This window comes from Ochrobactrum teleogrylli, from assembly GCF_037482325.1.
GTDB lineage: Bacteria > Pseudomonadota > Alphaproteobacteria > Rhizobiales > Rhizobiaceae > Brucella > Brucella teleogrylli.
In genome coordinates this window covers 3,583,619-3,602,772 of the sequence record NZ_JBBHKQ010000001.1, presented here as the reverse complement: position 1 = coordinate 3,602,772, position 19,154 = coordinate 3,583,619, and the positions used below count along the sequence as shown (strand labels likewise).

Genomic DNA, 19,154 nt, shown 5'->3' with positions numbered 1-19,154 from the left:
GTAGCGTCTGCGCGGGGAAATCAATTCGCTGGACTGATTTCTTATCCCGCTTCGATGCGTAGGATAATGCTCAAAAACAAATAGATAGAGCGGTTCCACAAATCGTCTTAACCGGAACCGCTCCAGGACATTCATAACGGCATTTAACCCGTGCATAGAGGCAAAAAACGCTTCAAATCAAGACAATACACAAAAGCCGCGCGAGCGTGATGAAAAGACGACACTTCCTGCCAATTGCAGAAGCCTTCATTCACGCACATCTTATCCGAAAACTGTTTCACAGTTTTGAGGATGTGCTCTATTGCAGAAGGCTGAGAGCCAAATTCATGGATTTGAGTGCTATGTCGAAGTCCCGCCCCCTCATTGCCGTACCGACTGACGTCAAACCTTTCGAGAATTACACCTGGCATGCAGCGCCGGATCAATATCTGGCTGCGGCCATCGATGTCGCGCAAGTGACGCCGCTTCTGGTGCCAAGCTTCGGCGACAAGATGGATCTCGACGCCATTCTCGACGCGGTGGATGGCGTGCTGATCACCGGCTCGAAATCCAACGTCAACCCTGCCCTCTACGGTGTCGAGCCGAGTGCGGCCTTCGAACCCTATGACGATGCGCGTGACGCGACCTCGCTGCCACTGATCCGCGCGGCCATTGAAAAAGGCGTGCCGGTACTGGCGATCTGCCGCGGCATTCAGGAATTGAATGTGGCGCTGGGTGGCACGCTGGCCACCGAAATTCAGGAATTGCAGGGCCGGATGGATCACCGTGCGCCGCAATCCGAAAGCCAGGCCGAGCGTTTCGCGATCCAGCACCCGATCCGGATCAAGCCGGATTCATGCCTTGGCGCAATTTTGAAAGAAGACAGCGTAAAGGTGAACTCGGTGCACCGTCAGGCCATCGACCGGCTTGCGCCGCGCCTTGAAGTGGAAGCCGTGGCCGAAGACGGCACCGTGGAAGCCGTCTCCGTCAAGGACGCCAAGGGTTTTGTCGTCGGCGTCCAATGGCACCCGGAATATTGGGTCCAGTCCGATGCCCCCTCGCGGAAGATATTCGAGGCGTTTGGCGAGGCGGTGCGGGAGCATAGGGGAATAGGGGAATAGGGGAATAGGGGAATAGGGGAATAGGGGAATAGGGGAATAGGGGAATAGGGGAATAGGGTGCGTGACGCCGAGGCGTCTATCAAGCACTTTCTTCACATACTCCCTTACTGCCCTACTCCCCTACTCCCTTAACGGATTCCGTCTCCGGCACCGGCGTGATCGCCTTGCCGGTATCGAACCACGCAATGAGATTATCGATCACCAGATCGGCCATGGCCTGACGGGTCTTGTGCGATGCGGATGCGATATGCGGCAGCAAAACCGTATTCGGTGCATCGAGCAGGCCCTGCGGCACGGATGGTTCGTTGGAGAAAACATCCAGTCCCGCAGCCGCAATCGTGCCGTCGTTCAAAGCCTTGGCCAGCGCGTCTTCATCGACCAGCGAGCCGCGACCGACATTGATCAGAACGCCATCGGAACCGAGTGCTTGCAGCACGTCAGCATTGACCGCCTTGGCCGTTTCCGCACCACCCGGTGCAACCAGAATAAGCGTGTCGACCGCCTTGGCCAGCTCAAGCAGGCTTGGATAATAATCGTAAGCGACACCTTCCGCCTTGCGGCGGTTATGGTAGGAAACCGGCAGGCCAAACGCTTCCACACGATGGGCGACCGCCTTGCCGATACGGCCAAGGCCGAAAATGCCGACCTTGCGTCCGCGCAGCGAAAGCTTCGACAGCGGATAGCGGCCTTCCTTTTCCCAGCGGCCCGCACGCAGGAATTCCTGCGACTTCGACAATTCGCGCACCGTATCGATCAAAAGGCCGAGCGCCGTGTCGGCCACTTCGTCGGTCAGTACGTCCGGCGTGTTGGTGACCATCACGTTGCGGGTGGCGGCATGTTTGGCATCGACGGCATCATAACCGACGCCGAAATTGCCGATGATCTTCAGATTGGGCAAAGCGTCGATGAGCGCGGCATCCACGGTGGACATGCTGGCAATGCCCTGCACATCGCCAGCCCAGGCCGCATCAACGAGCGCCGCGTCGCCGCGCGGGATGCGGCGTACCGAAAACTCACCCGACAGGCGTTCGACGGCATAATCGTTGAAGTTACCGAGCACCAGAACGGTTGCGTCGCGCTTGGTCATGACAATATTCCTCTGGGCATTTCGCAGTTCGTGGGAGACCGGTAGCCGGTCAGCTTGAACCGGACCCGGAGCGTGGAAATCAGGGCTGTTTGGGCTTGGACGTCGATTGCCTTATATGCAGTTCCGGCTTGATGAGTTCCTGCGTCGAGGCAACCTCGACACCGTTCAGCTGATCGAGCAAAGCGCGGGCGGCGCGGCGTCCGACCTCGCGCTGGCCGTTCCAGACGGTCGTAAGCGCAGGCGTTGCAATCGCCGCCTCTTCCAGATCGTCATAGCCGGTGACCGATATGTCGTCGCCCGGCACAAGCCCGGCGCGCGCGATGCCATTCATCAGGCCGATTGCGGTCAGGTCGTTCCAGCACACGGCAGCCGTCGGCTTGTCCTTCAAGGCGAGGAACTGCGGCGCGACTTCAAACCCGCCCTGTTTGGTGCGCGGACCCGCGATGCGCCAGTCGTCGCGCACTTCAAGCCCGGCCTTCTCCATCGCCTGAACATAACCGCGATAACGGTCGCGACCGGTCGAAGTCTGGTCGGTGCCGCCGATCATTGCGATGCGCTTGTGACCAAGCGAAATCAGGTGATTGGTGGCAAGACCGACGCCATAAGCGTCATCGCCCCGAAACACCGGCGCATGAACGCCCTCGACACTGCGCGCGATGAAAACGACCGGCAGGCCGTTATCCTCGGCGATCTGGATATCTTCCGGCGGCGTACCGATGGCGGGCGACATGATCACCCCGTCGGCGCCAAGCTGCAAAAGCGTGTCCATGAAGGTGCGCTGCTTTTCCAGCTGATCGTAATGGTTGGACAAAATGAAGGTCTGGCGGGACCGGTCGAGTTCCGATTCGATGGATTTCAGAATTTCCGCGAAAAACGGGTTCATGATGTCGTGCACCACGACACCGACAATCCCCGACCGCGACGTGCGCAGGCTCGCTGCCCTGCGGTTATAGATATAACCGATGGCGCGGGCATGTTCCTTGATCTTCTCACGGGTCTGGTCGGCAACAAGCGGACTGTCGCGCAGCGCAAGCGAAACGGTAGCCGTCGAAACACCCAGCGCATCAGCGATGGTCGAAAGCTTGATTTTCTGGGCCAAGTCGCCTCCCCCAACGGTCCATGCCACGAAAGCCCCGCGTCACATGTCACAAGGGCGTCATCATTAAAACGGTTATGCCATTGCAATTATTGAATTGAAAGTATTTTTGGCATCAAGCTGAAACCGCCGCCGCTTATTCAGCTTCGTCGTCGTCAATGGCATCGGCGGACGGTTCTTCCGCCACACGCGACAGACCGCGCAGCGCCAGATTGCCTTCCATACGACCCAGCATTTTCAGGAACGTCTTGCGCTCTTTCTTGTCGAGGCCCTTCAGCATGTCCTTGTCGGTCTTGCGAATGGATTTCTCGATGGCCTTGATCGTCTCAAGTCCCGCCTGCGTCAGATAAACATGCGACTGGCGCTGGTCGGTATCGGAAGCACGCTTGGCGACAAAACCCTGTCCTTGCAGGCGGGCAATCGTCTTGGTGATGGTTGGCGGGCGCACGCCAAGCCGCTGCGCAAGCACGCCGGGTGTGAGACCGTCTTCAGCGGCCAGTTGCAGCATGACCGCATCCTGTCCGGCATAAAGTCCCTGTTCCAGAAGCCGTGTGGCCAGAACTGTTCTTGAAAGACGCGCCACGGATTGCAGCCGATAAAGTACAACCGCTTTATTGTCCTTGTTCATCGCCACCTCACCCTTTGTTGCGACTTCATTCTGTCGCTCGATCGACATTGCCGGAGATGTTTATAGCGTAAAATATTGTCCGACTTATGAAACAACAAGGTTAAAAACATTTCGCTGAAGTGAGGGGCGGTGTTTTTACCGCTTGGGTTGCCCCCCCGGCGAACCGACGTTAGGTTCGACCACCAGAAAAAAACAGTGAGGAAAATATGACGGAACTGCGCGATCAGAACAGCGATATGATTGTCGTCCTGCCCCTTGGCGCACACGAACAGCATGGCCCTCACCTGCCGTTCGAGACGGACACGATCATCGCGGAAGGCATTGCCGCGCGGGTTGGCGAGGCGATACCGGCTGGTCTAAACGTCAATTTCCTGCCGGTGCAGCCAGTCGGCTATTCCATCGAACACATGGATACCGAAGGCACACAGAGCCTTGCCTTTTCGGAAGCGGTCAACCAGTGGATCGGCATCGGCGAAAACCTGCATGCGGGCGGCATCCGCAAGCTGGTCATGCTGAACGCCCATGGCGGCAACTCGCCATTGATGACCATCGTGGCGACCGAATTGCGCGTCCGGCTCGGCATGCTCGCAGTCGCGACCAGCTGGACCCGCTTCGGCCTGCCGGACGGCCTGATCACGCCGGAAGAAAAGGCGCTCGATATTCATGGCGGCTTTATCGAAACCTCGGTGATGCTGGCGCTGCGGCCCGATCTGGTGGATATGTCGAAAGCACGCAATTTCAGCAACGCCCAGTCACGCTACGCCGAGGAATTCAAGTTCCTGCGCGCCTATGGTCCGCACGCATTTGGCTGGAAGATGCACGATCTCAACCCGGAAGGCGTTGCAGGCAACGCTGCCGCAGCAACGGCGGAAGCAGGCGAAAAGCTGATCGCCAATGCCGTATCCGGCTTTGTCGAACTGCTGCGCGATGTCCATCGCTTCGATCTGGTGCGGTTCAAATCCTAGGGTTCATACCGATGGCGCGAATGTGAAGGGGCATATGTAATAATATAGCATTGCATATGGCATTACTGTCGTCGTTCCCTTATATGAAATGTCCGATCCGAAGTCCCGGCATGCGCCTTTGCGCACCGACCGATCCGGGGCCGCAACGTCTAGAGGCATGATCATGAGCCAGGCTGAAGCCCAAACCACAGCAGAGGCGACCACTGAAGCTGGCCGCATTCCCGTTACCGTTCTGACCGGCTATCTGGGCTCGGGCAAAACCACCCTTCTCAACCGCATTCTGACCGAGAATCACGGCAAGCGTTATGCCGTTATCGTCAACGAATTCGGCGAGATCGGCATCGACAACGACCTGATCGTCGAGTCGGATGAAGAAATCTACGAAATGAACAATGGCTGCATCTGCTGCACCGTGCGCGGCGACCTGATCCGCGTGGTGGAAGGTCTGATGCGCCGTCCGGGCCGTTTCGACGCCATCGTCGTGGAAACCACCGGCCTTGCCGATCCGGTTCCGGTCGCGCAGACCTTCTTCATGGATGACGACGTGCGCGCCAAGACCGGCCTCGACGCCGTTGTCGCCCTCGTGGATGCCAAGCATCTGCCGCTGCGCCTCAAGGACAGCCGCGAAGCCGAAGACCAGATTGCCTTTGCCGATGTGGTGCTGATCAACAAGACCGATCTGGTGACGCCGCAGGAACTGGCCACGATCGAAGCAACGGTCCGCGCCATCAACCCGCATGCCATCATCCATCGCACCGAGCGCGCCTCGATCCCGCTTGAGCGCGTTTTGGACCGTGGCGCCTTCGACCTGAAGCGCGTGCTGGAAAACGATCCGCATTTCCTCGACCATGATCATCCCGATCATGTCTGTGGCCCGGATTGCGACCATGATCACGGGCATGACCACCATCATCATGACCACCACGGGCACCACCACCATGCGCATGATCACGACCATGATCATCATCACCATGACCACGATCATGTCTGCGGCCCGGACTGTGACCACGATCATCACCACCACGATCATGCCTCGCCGATCCACGATGTGACGGTTAAGTCTGTTTCGCTGCGGGCCGGTGATATCGATCCGGCGAAATTCTTCCCGTGGATTCAGAACATCACCCAGACGCAGGGGCCGAACATTCTGCGCCTCAAGGGCATTATCGCTTTCAAGGACGATCCGGACCGCTATGTAGTTCAGGGCGTTCACATGATCATCGAAGGCGATCACCAGCGCGCATGGAAGCCGGAAGAAAAGCGGGAAAGCCGTCTTGTCTTCATCGGACGCGAACTCGACCCGGCAGAATTGAAAGCCGGTTTCGAAAACTGCCAAGTCAAATAAGAAATACTGGACACTGATGCCTACAGTTGCCCCGTTTGACCTCGAAGGTCATTGTCTTCATGCGCGCTTCATCGGCGACGTTCCTTTCTTTGCCATGGCTGATGGGACGATCCATCGGCTGGATAACGGCAACCAGAGTTCGACGGCCCATGACGGACTGTTGAGCGCTGTGGTTGCCGTTGACGGCAAGTCGCTCATCACCGGCGGCGAAGACGGTCGCGTCTGCCGCACCGATGCCAGCGGCACGGTGACCGAACTCGCCAAGGTCCCGCGCAAATGGATGACGGCTGTTGCAGCCGGTCCCGGCGGTACGGTCGGCTTTGCATCGGGCCGTTCGGCCTGGGTGCGCAGCTCTGACGGCAAGGTGCAGGAATACACGCAGGAACGCAGCGTTGAAGGCATTGCCTTTGCGCCGAAGGGCCAGCGGCTTGCGATTGCCCGCTACAACGGGGCGACACTGATCTGGACCGGCACCGCCGCCAAGCCCGTCGAACTGGAATGGAAAGGCGCGCATATCGGCGTCATTTTCTCGCCCGATGGCCGCTTTCTGATCACCTCGATGCAGGAAAATGCCTTGCATGGCTGGCGTCTGGAAGACGCCAAGCACATGCGCATGACCGGCTATCCGGCAAAGGTGAAGGACTGGTCGTGGAGCGTGAAGGCCAAGTGGCTTGCAACATCCGGCGCGCCTGCGGCCATCGTCTGGCCTTTTGCGGGCAAGGACGGCCCGATGGGTAAGGCCCCGCTTGAGCTTGGCCTGCGCGGCGACAGCATGGTAACGGCGGTTGCCTGCCATCCGGTCGAGGATATCGTCGCCATTGGTTATAATGACGGCATGATCATGCTAGTTCGTTTTGCCGATCAAAAGGAAGTTCTGCTGCGCCGCCCCGGCAAGGGGGCCATCTCCAGCATGGGCTGGGACGATCAGGGCCACCGCCTCGCTTTCGGTTCCGAAGTGGGGGATTGTGGCGTCGTCTCTTTAAGGGATTAGGGGAATAAGGGAGTAAGGCAGTAGGGGAATAGGTTTTAAAAGAGTGTCAGGCGCTTCTCGCCCAACATACTCCCCTATTCCCCTACTCCCCTAACTCACGGTCTGCGCATTGACACCGCAGGCGCACCGTCTGGTCCAAGCGACGCGACCCACTGGCTGATTGCGGCGGCATCCTTGTCGCCGAGCATGTGATCGGCATCAATCGTGCGCGCATCGACGCGCGCGCCGCTGGAGCGCAGAAGCGCGGAAAGCGCGGGCGCAAAGGGTGAGTAGAGCTTGTCTTCCTCGCCGGTGATCGTCAGCACGCGCGTCTTGCTCAGATTGGCAACCGGCGCATTGTCCAGCACCGGCATCGAGCGCATCAGCACGGCACGCTTCACCAGATCAGGATGCAGCATCATGGTTGCCGCCAGGAGATTGGCGCCGTTCGAATAGCCCACGAAAGTCGCGTGCGTAAGGTCGAGGTCCTTGTCGTCGGCAAGCCGCGTCAGGAACGTCACGAAGGCATTGGCTTCGAGCTTGATATCCTTCTGGTCGAACTTGACAGGCGTGATGCGCTTGTACCAGCGCGTGCCGCCGTCCTGCATGACACGACCACGAATGCCGAGCAGCGTGGCGCGCGGCCAGATCTTAGACGCCAGCGGGACAAGGCTGGTTTCATTGCCGCCCGAACCGTGCAGCAGGATAACCAGTTCGTTGGACGCTTTTTCCGGCGTATAGAAGCGGTGGATGAACTGCCTGCTGCGGGAGAAATTCTGTTCCGGCGTAATTTCCGTATCCATCTTCTTCTCGCGCATGGTGACGCCTTCGCCGAGCTTCGGGGCGCCTTCTTCTTCTTTCATTGAAGCGGCAATACCGCTCAGTGCCTTGCCCTGACCTTTCGTGGAAACAGCCACAGGCTGCCCCTCAGCGAAAGCCGAGCCGGTCGATACCATAAGCGCAGCCGCCAAAGCGGCAATAAACATCTTCTTTACCATGATCTCTACATAGCCAACGAGACGTTAACGAAGGTTTGAAAGTGGCCCCTCAACAAGGCGATTGAGCACGGCCTTCGCGGCGAATGGAACTCTCTTAACAGCAGAGATTTAGCAGGAATGTGGCGAAATGCACGAAAAATTACGTCCTGTTACAATTCTGTTACATCTCCATTGCGAGACTTATTCGCCATCACTAAAGCGTGAGCCACACCGAAGCGATGAAAACTCCTTGCTTTTCACGTGTTTGGCGAGAAAATCAGCTATTATGCGGGAGAAAGAGATCAACGCCCATGAGCAGCTTTAAATTCAGCCGTCTTTCGCATGCCCGTCTCACTTATGATGCGGTGACACCGAAGAACCTCTATCTGCACCGTCGGCAGTTTATGGCGGGCCTCGGCGCGCTCGCTACCGCAGGTTTTGCGTCGTCGGCATTTGCAGACCCGCTCAAGGCTGTCGCATCCGCCTATAAGGTCGATGAAAAGCTGACCCCGAAGGCCGATGTCACCAGCTACAATAATTTCTATGAATTCGGCACAGACAAGAGCGACCCAGCCGCCAATTCCAGCGATTACAAGCCGCTGCCCTGGAAGCTGACCATCGATGGGCTGGTTAAGCAGCCGAAAGAATTCGACATGCGCGAGTTGATCGACAAGATGCCAATGGAAGAGCGCATCTATCGTATGCGCTGTGTCGAGGCGTGGTCGATGGTAATCCCGTGGATCGGCTTTCCGCTGGCAAGCCTGCTGTCACAGGTGGAGCCACTCGGCTCTGCCAAATATATCGCCTTCACCGGTGTCGTGCGCCCGGAGGAAATGCCCGGCCAGAAGGGGCTGTTTCAGGTGCTGGACTGGCCCTATGTCGAAGGGTTACGACTGGACGAAGCCCGGCATCCGCTGACCATCCTGGCGGTCGGCCTTTACGGCGAGACGCTTCCCAACGCCAATGGCGCGCCGATCCGGCTCGTGGTACCGTGGAAATATGGTTTCAAAGGCATCAAGGCCATTACCCGTATCTCCTTTGTCGAGAAGCAGCCGCCCACCTCGTGGCAGCAGCAGGCCGCCAATGAATATGGCTTCTATGCCAATGTGAACCCGGCGGTCGATCATCCCCGCTGGAGCCAGGCGACAGAACGGCGCATCGGCGAGGACAGTTTCTTCGCTTCCAGCCGCCGCCCGACCCTGCCCTTCAACGGCTATGCGGACGAAGTCGCGTCGCTTTATACCGGCATGGACCTGAAGGCGAATTACTGACATGGCAGCCGAGAGAATGGGTGCAACCGAAGGGGGCGCGAAAAAGCCGACGCGTCGCAAGACTGATGGCTGGAAGGTCTGGTTGCTGTATGCGGCGGGGTTTGTTCCGGCTGTCTGGACCTTCTATCTTGGCGCGACCGGCGGCCTTGGTGCCGATCCGGTCAAGACGTTCGAACATACGCTCGGTCTCTGGGCGCTGCGCTTGCTGATCCTGACATTGCTCGTCACCCCGATCCGCGACCTGACCGGCATCAGCCTGCTGCGCTATCGCCGGGCGCTCGGTCTTCTCGCCTTCTATTATGCGCTTATGCATTTCGCGACCTATATGGTGCTCGATCAGGCGCTGAATTTTCCGGTTATCGTCGCCGATATTCTCCGCCGCCCTTTCATCACCATCGGCATGATCAGTCTCGTGCTGCTGGTGCCTTTGGCGCTGACATCCAACAACTGGTCGATCCGTCGGCTCGGACGCCGCTGGACCAGCCTGCACAAGCTCGTCTATGTCGCCATTGCAGGCGGTGCGATCCATTTCATCCTATCCGTGAAAAGCTGGCCCGCAGAGCCGATCATCTATGCCGCCATCGTCGCAGCGCTGCTGCTGTGGCGGCTGGTGCGTCCCTACAGGCGCAATCGAAAGACATCCGCGCCGCGCCCGCGTGGAGAGGCTGTCGCCTTAAAGAAGTAACGGCTAATAGAAGAGCTTCTTTTTACAGATTCCAATGTACTGAACTAAATTTATCCATTTTTTGGATAAGCAATGACATTGCGCCGCAAATCATGTCAGTATCGCCGCCAATTCCACATTGATTACCACAACTGGCGAGCACTGAGGCCCATGACGTCTATTTTGAAATCGGCGCCCGTTCGCATCGCAGGCAAGTTTATCTTCATCCTTTTCGCTCTTATCTTTGCGATCTGGGCGAGTTTGGCGATGTGGTATCAGTTGCCCTTCGGCAGCGTTGTTCGCCAGGCGATCATCGCGCTGTGGTTGCTCTTCACCCTCTGGACCATAGCCGGGGAAAGGCGCTTCTCCTGCTGGCGCAAACGGCTGTTCTTCTGCCTCCTCGCGCTCATCATCCTCGGCTGGTGGACGACCATCCGCCCTTCCCTCGACCGCATGTGGGCGCCGGACGTCGCGCGCATCGTTACCGGCAAGGTGGATGGCGATATCGTCACGCTCACCAATGTTCGCGATTTCGAATGGCGCACGACGGAAGACTTTACCGAAAATTGGAAAGACGAAACCTACGATCTCAGCAAGATCACTTCGGTTGATATCTACCTGTCCTACTGGTCGAGCCCGGCCATCGCTCACACGCTGCTTTCATTCGGCTTTGCGGATGGGCGTCATGTGGTCTTCTCCGGCGAAATCCGCCGCGAGCATCATGAGGTCTTCTCGTCTATTGGCGGCTTTTTCCGGGAATTCGAGCTGGCGATGATCGCTGCCGAGGAACGGGACATCATCTATCTGCGCACCAATATCCGCAAGGAAGACGTCTACCGCTATCAGGTCAAACTGCCGCCCGGCCCGGCCAGACAATTGTTCCTGTCCTATGTCGAGCGCGGCAACCAGCTGGCCGCAAAGGCGGAATTCTACAACACGCTGACCACCAACTGCACGACCATGATCTTCGACATGGCGCGGCTGCTCGATCCAACATTCCCGTTCGACTATCGCATTCTGCTGTCAGGCTTTCTGCCCGGCTATCTTTTCGACAATGGCTGGATCGAGAATGGCGGTTCGCTGGAAGAAGTACGCCAGCGCGCATCCATCGACGCAAAAGCGCAGGCAGGCGGACGCGACGGCTTCTCGCAACGCATCCGCGAATAAAAAACCCCGCTTCGCAGCGGGGCTTTCTCAAGCATTCGCGCTGGGATCAGATCGCAGCGGTGATGATGATTTCGACCTTGTAGTCCGGCGTTGCAAGGGCTGCTTCACCGGTTGCACGAGCTGGCGTGTTGGCCGGATCGACCCAGGCATCCCAGACAGCGTTCATTTCGGCGAAATCCTTCATGTCGGCGAGCCAGATGATCGCCTGAAGAATCTTCGACTTGTCCGAACCGGCTTCCTTGAGCAGGCGGTCCACTTCGGCCAGAACGGCCTTGGTCTGATCGGTCACGCTTGCGCCGGGCTCACCCACCTGACCGGCGAGATAAACGGTGTTGCCGTGGACCACGGCCTGGCTCATGCGTGGACCAACTCCGATGCGACGGATGCTCATGGTGAACTCCTCTGAATGCTGCTGCGGAAAGTGTTCCGCATTGGAAAAAATGTGCGCTCTCTTATGGAAGCCCAAGTGCCGTTTGGCAATGGCGTTGCCATGCGTGATCGCTTAAATTCGAAAACAGGAGGACCGACCATGGAGAAGCCGCTTGCCGACATCTACCGCGATTACATCGCCTGCCTGAACGGACAGGACTGGGAAAATCTCGGCCACTTTGTCCATCAGGCGGTCTCGCATAATGGCAGAGCTTTCGGACTGGCGGGCTATCGCGCCATGTTGGAGCAGGATTTCAAGGCGATCCCCGATCTCCAATTCAGTATAGACCTGCTGGTCTGCGAACCACCGACAGTTGCAGTCCGTCTGGCTTTCGATTGCACGCCCGTTGGCGTCTTTCTCGGCTTGCCGGTCAATGGCCGCAGGATCAGCTTCGCCGAAAACGTCTTTTACACCTTCGAGAAGGGACTGATCAAAGGGGTCTGGTCGATCATCGACAAAGCTTCTATCGAAGCACAGCTTTGATCGCATCTGCGGATTGACTCTTGAGGCCCCTCCCCCTATAAGCCGCGTCACGTTCGCCCGCGCGGGTCTACGGATGGTTTATGCTGTCCGCCGCAGGGAAAAGAACCAGCTCCTGTTCAATAGAGCATGATCCCGAATAAGGGTAACCGGTCTCGGACCAGATCATGTTCCACTGAAAAACAGAATTAAGAAGGGCCGCACACCGCGGTATTAAAAAAATGAAGCGCACTTATCAGCCATCCAAGATCGTCCGCAAGCGTCGTCACGGTTTCCGTGCACGCATGGCTACCACCGGCGGCCGCAAGGTTCTCGCCGCTCGCCGTTCGCGCGGCCGTAAGCGGCTTTCCGCTTAATCTTTGCCCGCGCAATCCGGGCCTGTTGAGATTCTGGCTATGGCGAGACGAAAATGGCGGCTTGCGAGGACCGGAGCGGAGTGTACTTTAAGGTACATGAGCACCGGAAGCGCAGAAAGCAGCCATTTGCAGGCCGCCAGAGCCTGAATAACAGCAGGGCCAAGCGCGGTGAACAAAGACATGAAAAAGCCGAAACAAATACTCCGCCTTCGTAAGAGAGCGGAGTTTTTGGCTTTAAGGAACGGTGAAAAGCGGCGTGGCCCGCTATTTCTTCTCGAAGTCCGCGTGCGGACGGAAGAGGAATCGGCAGCCGCCAAAATTGGCGACAAGCCCCGCGCCGGCTTCACCGTCACCAAGAAGAACGGCAACGCCGTGATACGAAATCGCATCCGCCGCAGGCTGAGAGAAGCGGTACGTTGTCACGCAGGGCGTGACATGGCGCCTTCGACCGACTATGTGATCGTAGCGCGCGAGCAAGCTCTCACTGCGCCCTTTTCGCGACTGACCGATGAACTCACCCGCCGCATCAAGGCGAAGGGCGAGCGGAAAGGCGAAGGGAAACGCCGAACGGAAAGACCGGAATCAGGACCCGTCAATGGAAAATAAACGCAATTTCTTCATCACCATTGCCCTGTCCATCCTCATACTGACGCTGTGGCAAGTGTTTTATCTGGGTCCGAAAACGGAAGCCCAGCGGGAGCAGGCACGCATTGAGGAGCAGCAGCGGCAGGCCCAGCAGGCAGCCCAGGGTGGCCAGGCAGGCAACGGTGCGGGCGATACGCCACAGGCGCCAGCCGCTTCGGGCACAATTCCCGGCCATGGTGATGTGGCAGCCGCAGGCGGCACGCTGACCCGCGAAGCCGCAATCGCTCAGACTGAGCGCGTTCAGATCGACACGCCTTCTCTGCGCGGTTCGATCAACCTGACCGGCGCGCGTCTCGACGATCTCTTCCTCAAGAATTATCACGAAACCGTCGACAACAATTCTCCGAATATCGAACTGCTCGCGCCATCGGCGCTGAAGCAGGGCTATTTCGTTGAGCTCGGCTTCACCGGCAATGACACGACCGGCCCGGTTCCGGGTCCGAACACGGTCTGGTCCGTGGAAGGCAACAACAAGCTGACTCCATCCACGCCGGTCACGCTGACCTATACCAACGAGAAGAACATCACCTTCAAGCGCGTCATCTCGGTTGACGACGCCTATATGTTCTCCGTTGACGACACGATCACCAACAATACCGGCGCACCGATTTCGCTGGCCTCTTATGGCCGCGTAACCCGCTTCAACCAGCCGGAACATGCCAGCGCTACCTATGTTCTGCATGAAGGCCTGATCGGCGTTATGGGTCAGGACGGCCTGCAGGAAATCAAATATTCCAAGGTCGAAGACGACAAGGACATCTCGTTCAAGGACGTCATGGGCGGCTGGCTCGGCATCACCGACAAGTATTGGGCTGCAACGCTCGTACCGCCGCAGGACGAAAAGTTCACCGGCCGCTTCTCGCACTTCACCAATGATCGCCCGCGCTACCAGACCGATTTCCTCGGCGCGCCGATGACCATTGAGGCTGGCCAGTCGCATTCGCTGAAGAACCAGGTCTTCGCCGGTGCAAAGGTCGTCACCCAGATTCAGGCTTACGAAAAGCAGCTCGGCATTAAGCAGTTCGAACTGCTGATCGACTGGGGCTGGTTCTACTTCATCACCAAGCCGATGTTCTACCTCATCGACTGGATCTACAAGTTCTCGGGCAATTTCGGCGTCGCCATTCTGGTTGTCACCGTTCTGCTCAAGGGCCTGTTCTTCCCGCTCGCCAACAAGTCGTACAAGTCGATGGCGCGCATGAAGCTGGTTCAGCCGAAGATGACGGAAATCCGCGAGAAATACGCGGACGACAAGATGAAGCAGCAGCAGGAAATGATGCGGCTCTACAAGGAAGAGAAGATCAATCCGCTTGCAGGCTGCTGGCCGGTGCTGGTGCAGATTCCGGTGTTCTTTGCCTTGTATAAGGTTCTCTACGTCACCATCGAAATGCGCCATGCGCCGTTCTTTGGCTGGATTCAGGATCTTGCAGCGCCCGATCCGACATCGCTCTTCAACCTGTTCGGCCTTCTGCCTTTCGCCGTGCCGCACTTCCTGATGATCGGCGTCTGGCCGCTGCTGATGGGCATCACAATGTTCCTGCAGATGCGCATGAACCCGACGCCGCCAGACCCCACGCAAGCTGCGATCTTCACCTGGATGCCGATTATCTTCACCTTCATGCTGGCTTCGTTCCCGGCTGGTCTCGTGATCTACTGGGCATGGAACAACCTGCTCTCGATCACCCAGCAGGGCATCATCATGAAGCGTCAGGGCGTCAAGATCGAGCTTTGGGACAATCTGAGGGACCTCTTCAAGCGAAAGCCGAAAGAGGCCAAAAAGTAAAATCTGAAAAACCCCGCTTAGGCGGGGTTTTTTATGCCGTCATGTTGACAATGCGGCCCATACCATTGATGCGTGTCACTGACAGAATAAAGCGACCAGGATAAGAACATTGAGCGAGCAGGATAAGAAGCAGGCGGCAATCAATGCGGCTCAGGCAGCGGCAGATGCGACCCGCGCGGCACAGGCGGCACTGGTCGAGCAAGGCCGTGCGCTGTTCAAGAAGTCATGGATCTTCATCCGTGGCGTGCCGTCGATGCAATTCCTGCCGCCGGAAGGTCCGGTGGAGATCGCCTTTGCCGGACGCTCCAATGTCGGCAAGTCATCGCTGATCAATGCTCTGGTCAACAAGAAGGGCCTTGCGCGCACGTCCAATACGCCGGGCCGCACGCAGGAACTGAACTATTTCGTGCCGGACGGTTATTCCGGCGAAAACGGCGACCTGCCGCCGCTGGCCCTCGTGGATATGCCGGGCTACGGTTTTGCCGAAGCGCCAAAAGCCCATGTCGATGCCTGGACGCGACTCGTTTTCGACTATCTGCGCGGACGTACCACACTGAAGCGCGTCTATGTGCTGATCGATGCACGCCACGGCATCAAGAAGAACGACGCCGAAGTGCTTGACCTTCTCGACAAGGCCGCCGTGTCCTATCAGATTGTGCTGACCAAGATCGACAAGATCAAACCGGCAGGCGTACCGCGCCTGATGGCGGATACGCACAAGCTCACCTTCCGTCGTGCAGCCTGCTTCCCCGGCATTATCGCCACCTCGTCGGAAAAGGGCCTCGGCCTCGACGATTTGCGCGCAGCTGTGGCTCTGGTGATCAAAGAGTCATGATTTCAGCCTGACCTGTCCTCAGAGAGGACAGGTTTCCGGCAGGTTGTTCAGTCCCTGATTGCGGCGCTCGAACTGTACATTGGTCTTTGCCCCGTCGCGGGTAATGCGCAGCACATAGATGCTGTCAAAATCGTCGCCCGACCATTTGGGCACGCTATGCTTGTCGCCGCCGTTCTCCTTGACGATGTCGCGCACCAGCTTGACGATCTGCTTATGCTCCCAGCCAACCAGAACAGTTGCATTGCGATAGGCAGGCGCTTCCAGCGCTTCTTCCAGCTTGTCGATATCTTCGAAACCGAAGCGCGTATCCACCGGCAGGCCAAGCGAAATCGCGGTCGGTTCGACCGTGGCGAGCGGACGCACATAGGCATAGGTTCCGCCCTTGTCGTCCTTCTCCTCCGACGGATTGGGCGCGAAAATCGCAGCCGGTTTGCCGAACTGTTTTGCGATGATCGCGGGCAGTTTCAGCGCGCGATTCAGGCCACGGCAGTTCAACTGGCCCAACCCGTTTTCCGGCTTTTCGCCGTGTCTAACAAAGACCACGGTTTGAGTGGAGGATGCCGCCATCGCAATATTCTGGGCGGCATTGAGGGCAAAGAGTGACCCCACAGCGGTCAAAATAAATCGGCGCATCGAAACAACTTTCTTCATGGAACCGTGAAACTATAAAATCATATTTTGGATAGAACATAGGCACATACATAAGAAGCCGTTTCCAGCAAACTATTCGTGAAAAATAAGCAGCGAGACCGTTTTCGCGGATTCCATTTGAATCAAAACCGGTCTAGAAAAGCCTGCCTCTTCTGCCCTGTCGCCAGCCATGGAGCCCGCGATGACGACCCTTGATAATCCCGAAATGCAAGCACAACTCCTCTCCGCCGCCCTGCCCTATATGCAGCGCTACGAGAACAAGCATGTCGTCGTGAAATATGGCGGCCACGCCATGGGCAATCCGGAGCTCGGCAAGGCCTTTGCCCGCGATATTGCGCTTTTGAAGCAATCGGGCATCAACCCGATTGTGGTGCATGGCGGCGGCCCGCAGATTCAGGCCATGCTCACCAAGCTTGGCATCGAATCCCGTTTTGAGGGCGGCCTGCGCGTCACCGACGAAAAGACCGTCGAAGTGGTGGAAATGGTTCTGGCCGGTTCCATCAACAAGGAAATCGTCGCTCTGATCAATGCCGAAGGCGAATGGGCCATCGGCCTGTGCGGCAAGGACGGTAACATGGTCTTCGCGCAGAAGGCGCACAAGACCGTCATCGACCCCGATTCCAATATCGAGAAAGTGCTTGATCTGGGCTTTGTCGGCGAGCCGGCGGAAGTCGACCGCACCCTGCTCGACCTTCTGGCGCGTTCCGAGATGATCCCGGTCATCGCACCGGTCGCTCCGGGCCGTGATGGCCACACCTACAACATCAATGCCGACACTTTTGCAGGCGCTATCGCAGGCGCGCTGGCCGCAACCCGTCTTCTGTTCCTGACCGACGTTCCGGGCGTGCTGGACAAGGACAAGAAGCTGATCAAGGAACTCTCCGTTGCCGATGCGCAGGCGCTCATCAAGGACGGCACGATTTCCGGTGGCATGATCCCGAAGGTCGAAACCTGCATCGAAGCAATCCGCCGTGGCGTGGAAGGCGTTGTCATCCTGAATGGCAAGACGCCGCATTCCGTCCTGCTGGAACTCTTCACCGAACATGGCGCCGGCACGCTCATCGTGCCATAAAGACCCATGACCAATAGTTCCAATCCTTCGGCCTTCACCCCAGCCTTTGAGCACGTCACTGAGTGGGTGTTCGATCTCGACAACACGCTCTATCCCCACGCCGCCAATCTATTCTCGCAGATCGACGTGAAGATGACGAGCTATGTCGAAAACCTGCTGCAATTGCCACGCGAGGAAGCTCGCCGCATCCAGAAACAGTTCTATCTCGACTATGGCACCACGCTGAAAGGCCTGATGGAATGCCACCAGATCGACCCGGACGACTTTCTGCAAAAGGTTCACGATATCGACTATAGCTGGCTGAAGCCCGATCCGGCGCTCGGCGAAGCGATCAAGTCGCTGCCGGGCCGTCGCTTCATCTTCACCAATGGCGATCGCGGCCATGCGGAACGCGCGGCGCGCCAGCTCGGCATTCTGGATAATTTCGACGATATCTTCGACATTGTTGCTGCGGGGCTGATGCCAAAACCTGAACGCGTCACCTATGACCGCTTCCTCGGCGCTTTCGGCGTCGATGCTGGCAAGGCCGTGATGTTTGAAGATCTGGCGCGCAATCTCGTCGTGCCGAAAGCGCTTGGCATGAAAACCGTGCTGGTGGTGCCGAATAATTTTGAGCCGACCTTCTCGGAAATATGGGAAAGCGACCCGGAATTTACCGATCAGGTCGATTATGTGACGGATAACCTGACCCAATTTCTGGAACAAATTATTGCAGGCAGATAGGCATTTTACCGGCCTCGAAAAATCAATCGATGCGGCGGCCCACCGCGTCCTCGACCGGCTGCCGCGCAATCACCTGACCGACGGGCTGATCGAATTTCTGGTCTTCGGGCTGAAACAGGCATGGGCATGCCTGTTCGGCGGTGCCATGCTCGGCCTTATCATCCTCACCCGCTGGCTTTGGCCGGAAAGCGGCATCGGCGGTATCGCCAGTATCGTCACCCGCTATGACTTTCTGTTCCTTTCCGCTGTCGCCATCCAGCTTGCCATGCTCGTCTTCAAGCTGGAGGCATGGGAGGAAGCCAAGGTCATCCTGATTTTTCATGTCGTCGGCACGGCGATGGAAGTGTTCAAGACCCATGCGGGTTCGTGGGTCTATCCTGAAGAAAACTTCTTCCGTATTGGCGGCGTACCGCTGTTTTCAGGCTTCATGTATGCGGCGGTCGGCTCCTATATGGCGCGCATCAACCGCATCTTCGATATCAGACTGAACCATTATCCGCCGCTCTGGACAACGCTGGTGCTGGCAGCCGCGATCTATGTCAATTTCTTCGCCCATCATTTCATCTGGGATATTCGCTGGCCGCTGTTTGCGCTGACATTCGCCTTGTTCTGGCGCACCAGCATGCATTATCGCGTGTTTCGTTTTCGGCACAAAATGCCTCTGCTCGTCGCCTTCCTGCTGACCTCGCTGTTCATCTGGTTTGCGGAAAATATCGGCACATGGTCGAAGGCCTGGCTCTACCCCAACCAGCACAATGGCTGGGTGCCGGTTTCGCTCGGCAAGCTCGGCTCATGGTATCTTCTGATGATCATCTCGGTGGTGCTGGTCACGCTGGTTCATCGCCCTCGCCCCTATCAGGGAGAGGAGGACACTCGGTCTCCCGTTCCGGAAAAGGCGGAAGCATAGCC

At 57.7% G+C, this 19,154-nt stretch carries 21 protein-coding genes; 15 read left to right on the top strand and 6 right to left on the bottom strand.

Annotated elements, in window-relative coordinates; translation table 11 throughout:
* Positions 1–341 precede the first annotated feature (341 nt).
* The gene (locus WIX40_RS16880) at positions 342–1,100 is read left to right on the top strand and encodes a gamma-glutamyl-gamma-aminobutyrate hydrolase family protein (protein ID WP_140026330.1); all 759 of its coding nucleotides are present in this window, start codon (positions 342–344) and stop codon (positions 1,098–1,100) included.
* Between the two features lie 112 nt (positions 1,101–1,212).
* Here the strand turns inward: WIX40_RS16880 and WIX40_RS16875 are convergent, their stop codons facing one another.
* The 3 genes from WIX40_RS16875 to WIX40_RS16865 all read right to left on the bottom strand — a co-directional run bounded on the left by WIX40_RS16875 (position 1,213) and on the right by WIX40_RS16865 (position 3,911).
* Positions 1,213–2,187: a 2-hydroxyacid dehydrogenase gene (locus WIX40_RS16875; RefSeq protein WP_339440766.1), complete on the bottom strand. Its 975-nt coding sequence runs from the start codon at positions 2,185–2,187 to the stop codon at positions 1,213–1,215.
* 79 nt (positions 2,188–2,266) lie between these two features.
* Entirely contained in the window at positions 2,267–3,286 is a 1,020-nt protein-coding gene (locus WIX40_RS16870) for a LacI family DNA-binding transcriptional regulator (protein ID WP_109369625.1), read from the bottom strand.
* Positions 3,287–3,419: 133 nt separating this feature from the next.
* Positions 3,420–3,911, bottom strand: coding sequence for a MarR family winged helix-turn-helix transcriptional regulator (locus tag WIX40_RS16865; RefSeq protein ID WP_140026327.1), 492 nt, complete (start codon positions 3,909–3,911; stop codon positions 3,420–3,422).
* Positions 3,912–4,117: 206 nt separating this feature from the next.
* Here WIX40_RS16865 and WIX40_RS16860 point away from each other — a divergent pair, with 206 nt between their 5' ends.
* From WIX40_RS16860 to WIX40_RS16850, 3 genes are all read left to right on the top strand, one after another.
* Positions 4,118–4,876, top strand: coding sequence for a creatininase family protein (locus WIX40_RS16860; protein ID WP_339440763.1), 759 nt, complete (start codon positions 4,118–4,120; stop codon positions 4,874–4,876).
* Positions 4,877–5,039: 163 nt separating this feature from the next.
* On the top strand, positions 5,040–6,221 hold the full coding sequence (locus tag WIX40_RS16855) for a CobW family GTP-binding protein (protein ID WP_180918096.1): 1,182 nt from the start codon (positions 5,040–5,042) through the stop codon (positions 6,219–6,221).
* 16 nt (positions 6,222–6,237) lie between these two features.
* On the top strand, positions 6,238–7,212 hold the full coding sequence (locus WIX40_RS16850; RefSeq protein ID WP_339440762.1) for a WD40 repeat domain-containing protein: 975 nt from the start codon (positions 6,238–6,240) through the stop codon (positions 7,210–7,212).
* A gap of 95 nt (positions 7,213–7,307) precedes the next feature.
* Here the strand turns inward: WIX40_RS16850 and WIX40_RS16845 are convergent, their stop codons facing one another.
* Complete coding sequence (locus WIX40_RS16845; RefSeq protein WP_109369629.1) at positions 7,308–8,189, bottom strand: alpha/beta hydrolase; 882 nt, start codon at positions 8,187–8,189, stop codon at positions 7,308–7,310.
* A gap of 290 nt (positions 8,190–8,479) precedes the next feature.
* On the opposite strand from WIX40_RS16845, the gene msrP reads away from it, so the two are divergent.
* From msrP to WIX40_RS16830, 3 genes are all read left to right on the top strand, one after another.
* Entirely contained in the window at positions 8,480–9,439 is a 960-nt protein-coding gene (gene msrP / locus WIX40_RS16840; RefSeq protein WP_339440760.1) for a protein-methionine-sulfoxide reductase catalytic subunit MsrP, read from the top strand.
* 16 nt (positions 9,440–9,455) lie between these two features.
* Positions 9,456–10,124 carry a protein-methionine-sulfoxide reductase heme-binding subunit MsrQ gene (gene msrQ / locus WIX40_RS16835; protein WP_140026342.1) on the top strand — a complete coding sequence of 223 codons (669 nt, stop codon included), beginning with the start codon at positions 9,456–9,458 and terminating at the stop codon, positions 10,122–10,124.
* Between the two features lie 150 nt (positions 10,125–10,274).
* Positions 10,275–11,270, top strand: coding sequence for an Lnb N-terminal periplasmic domain-containing protein (locus tag WIX40_RS16830; RefSeq protein ID WP_339440758.1), 996 nt, complete (start codon positions 10,275–10,277; stop codon positions 11,268–11,270).
* Positions 11,271–11,316: 46 nt separating this feature from the next.
* Here the strand turns inward: WIX40_RS16830 and WIX40_RS16825 are convergent, their stop codons facing one another.
* The gene (locus tag WIX40_RS16825; RefSeq protein WP_140026322.1) at positions 11,317–11,661 is read right to left on the bottom strand and encodes a RidA family protein; all 345 of its coding nucleotides are present in this window, start codon (positions 11,659–11,661) and stop codon (positions 11,317–11,319) included.
* A 138-nt stretch (positions 11,662–11,799) separates the two neighbouring features.
* Between WIX40_RS16825 and WIX40_RS16820 the strand changes: the two genes are divergently transcribed.
* The 5 genes from WIX40_RS16820 (at position 11,800) to yihA (ending at position 15,799) form a co-directional block, all read left to right on the top strand.
* A complete protein-coding gene (locus WIX40_RS16820; RefSeq protein ID WP_140026321.1) occupies positions 11,800–12,183 on the top strand; it encodes an ester cyclase in 384 nt (127 codons plus the stop codon).
* 218 nt (positions 12,184–12,401) lie between these two features.
* Positions 12,402–12,536 (top strand): 50S ribosomal protein L34, encoded by a 135-nt coding sequence (gene rpmH, locus WIX40_RS16815; RefSeq protein WP_006467565.1) that lies wholly within the window; start codon positions 12,402–12,404, stop codon positions 12,534–12,536.
* A gap of 180 nt (positions 12,537–12,716) precedes the next feature.
* A complete protein-coding gene (gene rnpA / locus WIX40_RS16810) occupies positions 12,717–13,142 on the top strand; it encodes a ribonuclease P protein component (RefSeq protein ID WP_121538857.1) in 426 nt (141 codons plus the stop codon).
* Positions 13,132–14,964, top strand: a complete 1,833-nt coding sequence (gene yidC / locus WIX40_RS16805) for a membrane protein insertase YidC (protein ID WP_339440747.1) — start codon at positions 13,132–13,134, stop codon at positions 14,962–14,964. Before rnpA ends, yidC begins: the two co-directional genes overlap by 11 nt.
* A gap of 190 nt (positions 14,965–15,154) precedes the next feature.
* Positions 15,155–15,799, top strand: a complete 645-nt coding sequence (gene yihA, locus WIX40_RS16800; protein ID WP_235858999.1) for a ribosome biogenesis GTP-binding protein YihA/YsxC — start codon at positions 15,155–15,157, stop codon at positions 15,797–15,799.
* 18 nt (positions 15,800–15,817) lie between these two features.
* Here yihA and WIX40_RS16795 read toward each other — a convergent pair whose 3' ends face one another.
* The gene (locus WIX40_RS16795; protein ID WP_339440746.1) at positions 15,818–16,432 is read right to left on the bottom strand and encodes a hypothetical protein; all 615 of its coding nucleotides are present in this window, start codon (positions 16,430–16,432) and stop codon (positions 15,818–15,820) included.
* 199 nt (positions 16,433–16,631) lie between these two features.
* Between WIX40_RS16795 and argB the strand changes: the two genes are divergently transcribed.
* The 3 genes from argB to WIX40_RS16780 are packed head-to-tail and all read left to right on the top strand — an operon-like array spanning position 16,632 to position 19,152.
* Positions 16,632–17,522 (top strand): acetylglutamate kinase, encoded by an 891-nt coding sequence (gene argB / locus WIX40_RS16790; RefSeq protein WP_109369636.1) that lies wholly within the window; start codon positions 16,632–16,634, stop codon positions 17,520–17,522.
* 6 nt (positions 17,523–17,528) lie between these two features.
* Complete coding sequence (locus WIX40_RS16785; RefSeq protein ID WP_339440745.1) at positions 17,529–18,245, top strand: pyrimidine 5'-nucleotidase; 717 nt, start codon at positions 17,529–17,531, stop codon at positions 18,243–18,245.
* The gene (locus WIX40_RS16780) at positions 18,232–19,152 is read left to right on the top strand and encodes a DUF817 domain-containing protein (protein ID WP_339440743.1); all 921 of its coding nucleotides are present in this window, start codon (positions 18,232–18,234) and stop codon (positions 19,150–19,152) included. Before WIX40_RS16785 ends, WIX40_RS16780 begins: the two co-directional genes overlap by 14 nt.
* The last annotated feature ends 2 nt before the right edge of the window (positions 19,153–19,154 follow it).

Excerpts from the sequence above, each read along its gene's own strand:
- WIX40_RS16785 (WP_339440745.1), top strand. The coding sequence starts at position 17,529 with ATGACCAATAGTTCCAATCCTTCGGCCTTCACCCCAGCCTTTGAGCAC.
- WIX40_RS16825 (WP_140026322.1), bottom strand. The coding sequence starts at position 11,661 with ATGAGCATCCGTCGCATCGGAGTTGGTCCACGCATGAGCCAGGCCGTG.
- WIX40_RS16795 (WP_339440746.1), bottom strand. The coding sequence starts at position 16,432 with ATGCGCCGATTTATTTTGACCGCTGTGGGGTCACTCTTTGCCCTCAAT.
- WIX40_RS16820 (WP_140026321.1), top strand. The coding sequence starts at position 11,800 with ATGGAGAAGCCGCTTGCCGACATCTACCGCGATTACATCGCCTGCCTG.
- WIX40_RS16880 (WP_140026330.1), top strand. The coding sequence starts at position 342 with ATGTCGAAGTCCCGCCCCCTCATTGCCGTACCGACTGACGTCAAACCT.
- argB (WP_109369636.1), top strand. The coding sequence starts at position 16,632 with ATGACGACCCTTGATAATCCCGAAATGCAAGCACAACTCCTCTCCGCC.
- WIX40_RS16855 (WP_180918096.1), top strand. The coding sequence starts at position 5,040 with ATGAGCCAGGCTGAAGCCCAAACCACAGCAGAGGCGACCACTGAAGCT.
- rpmH (WP_006467565.1), top strand. The coding sequence starts at position 12,402 with ATGAAGCGCACTTATCAGCCATCCAAGATCGTCCGCAAGCGTCGTCAC.
- WIX40_RS16830 (WP_339440758.1), top strand. The coding sequence starts at position 10,275 with ATGACGTCTATTTTGAAATCGGCGCCCGTTCGCATCGCAGGCAAGTTT.
- rnpA (WP_121538857.1), top strand. The coding sequence starts at position 12,717 with ATGAAAAAGCCGAAACAAATACTCCGCCTTCGTAAGAGAGCGGAGTTT.
- WIX40_RS16865 (WP_140026327.1), bottom strand. The coding sequence starts at position 3,911 with ATGAACAAGGACAATAAAGCGGTTGTACTTTATCGGCTGCAATCCGTG.
- WIX40_RS16875 (WP_339440766.1), bottom strand. The coding sequence starts at position 2,187 with ATGACCAAGCGCGACGCAACCGTTCTGGTGCTCGGTAACTTCAACGAT.
- WIX40_RS16845 (WP_109369629.1), bottom strand. The coding sequence starts at position 8,189 with ATGGTAAAGAAGATGTTTATTGCCGCTTTGGCGGCTGCGCTTATGGTA.
- msrP (WP_339440760.1), top strand. The coding sequence starts at position 8,480 with ATGAGCAGCTTTAAATTCAGCCGTCTTTCGCATGCCCGTCTCACTTAT.
- msrQ (WP_140026342.1), top strand. The coding sequence starts at position 9,456 with ATGGGTGCAACCGAAGGGGGCGCGAAAAAGCCGACGCGTCGCAAGACT.
- WIX40_RS16850 (WP_339440762.1), top strand. The coding sequence starts at position 6,238 with ATGCCTACAGTTGCCCCGTTTGACCTCGAAGGTCATTGTCTTCATGCG.
- yidC (WP_339440747.1), top strand. The coding sequence starts at position 13,132 with ATGGAAAATAAACGCAATTTCTTCATCACCATTGCCCTGTCCATCCTC.
- WIX40_RS16860 (WP_339440763.1), top strand. The coding sequence starts at position 4,118 with ATGACGGAACTGCGCGATCAGAACAGCGATATGATTGTCGTCCTGCCC.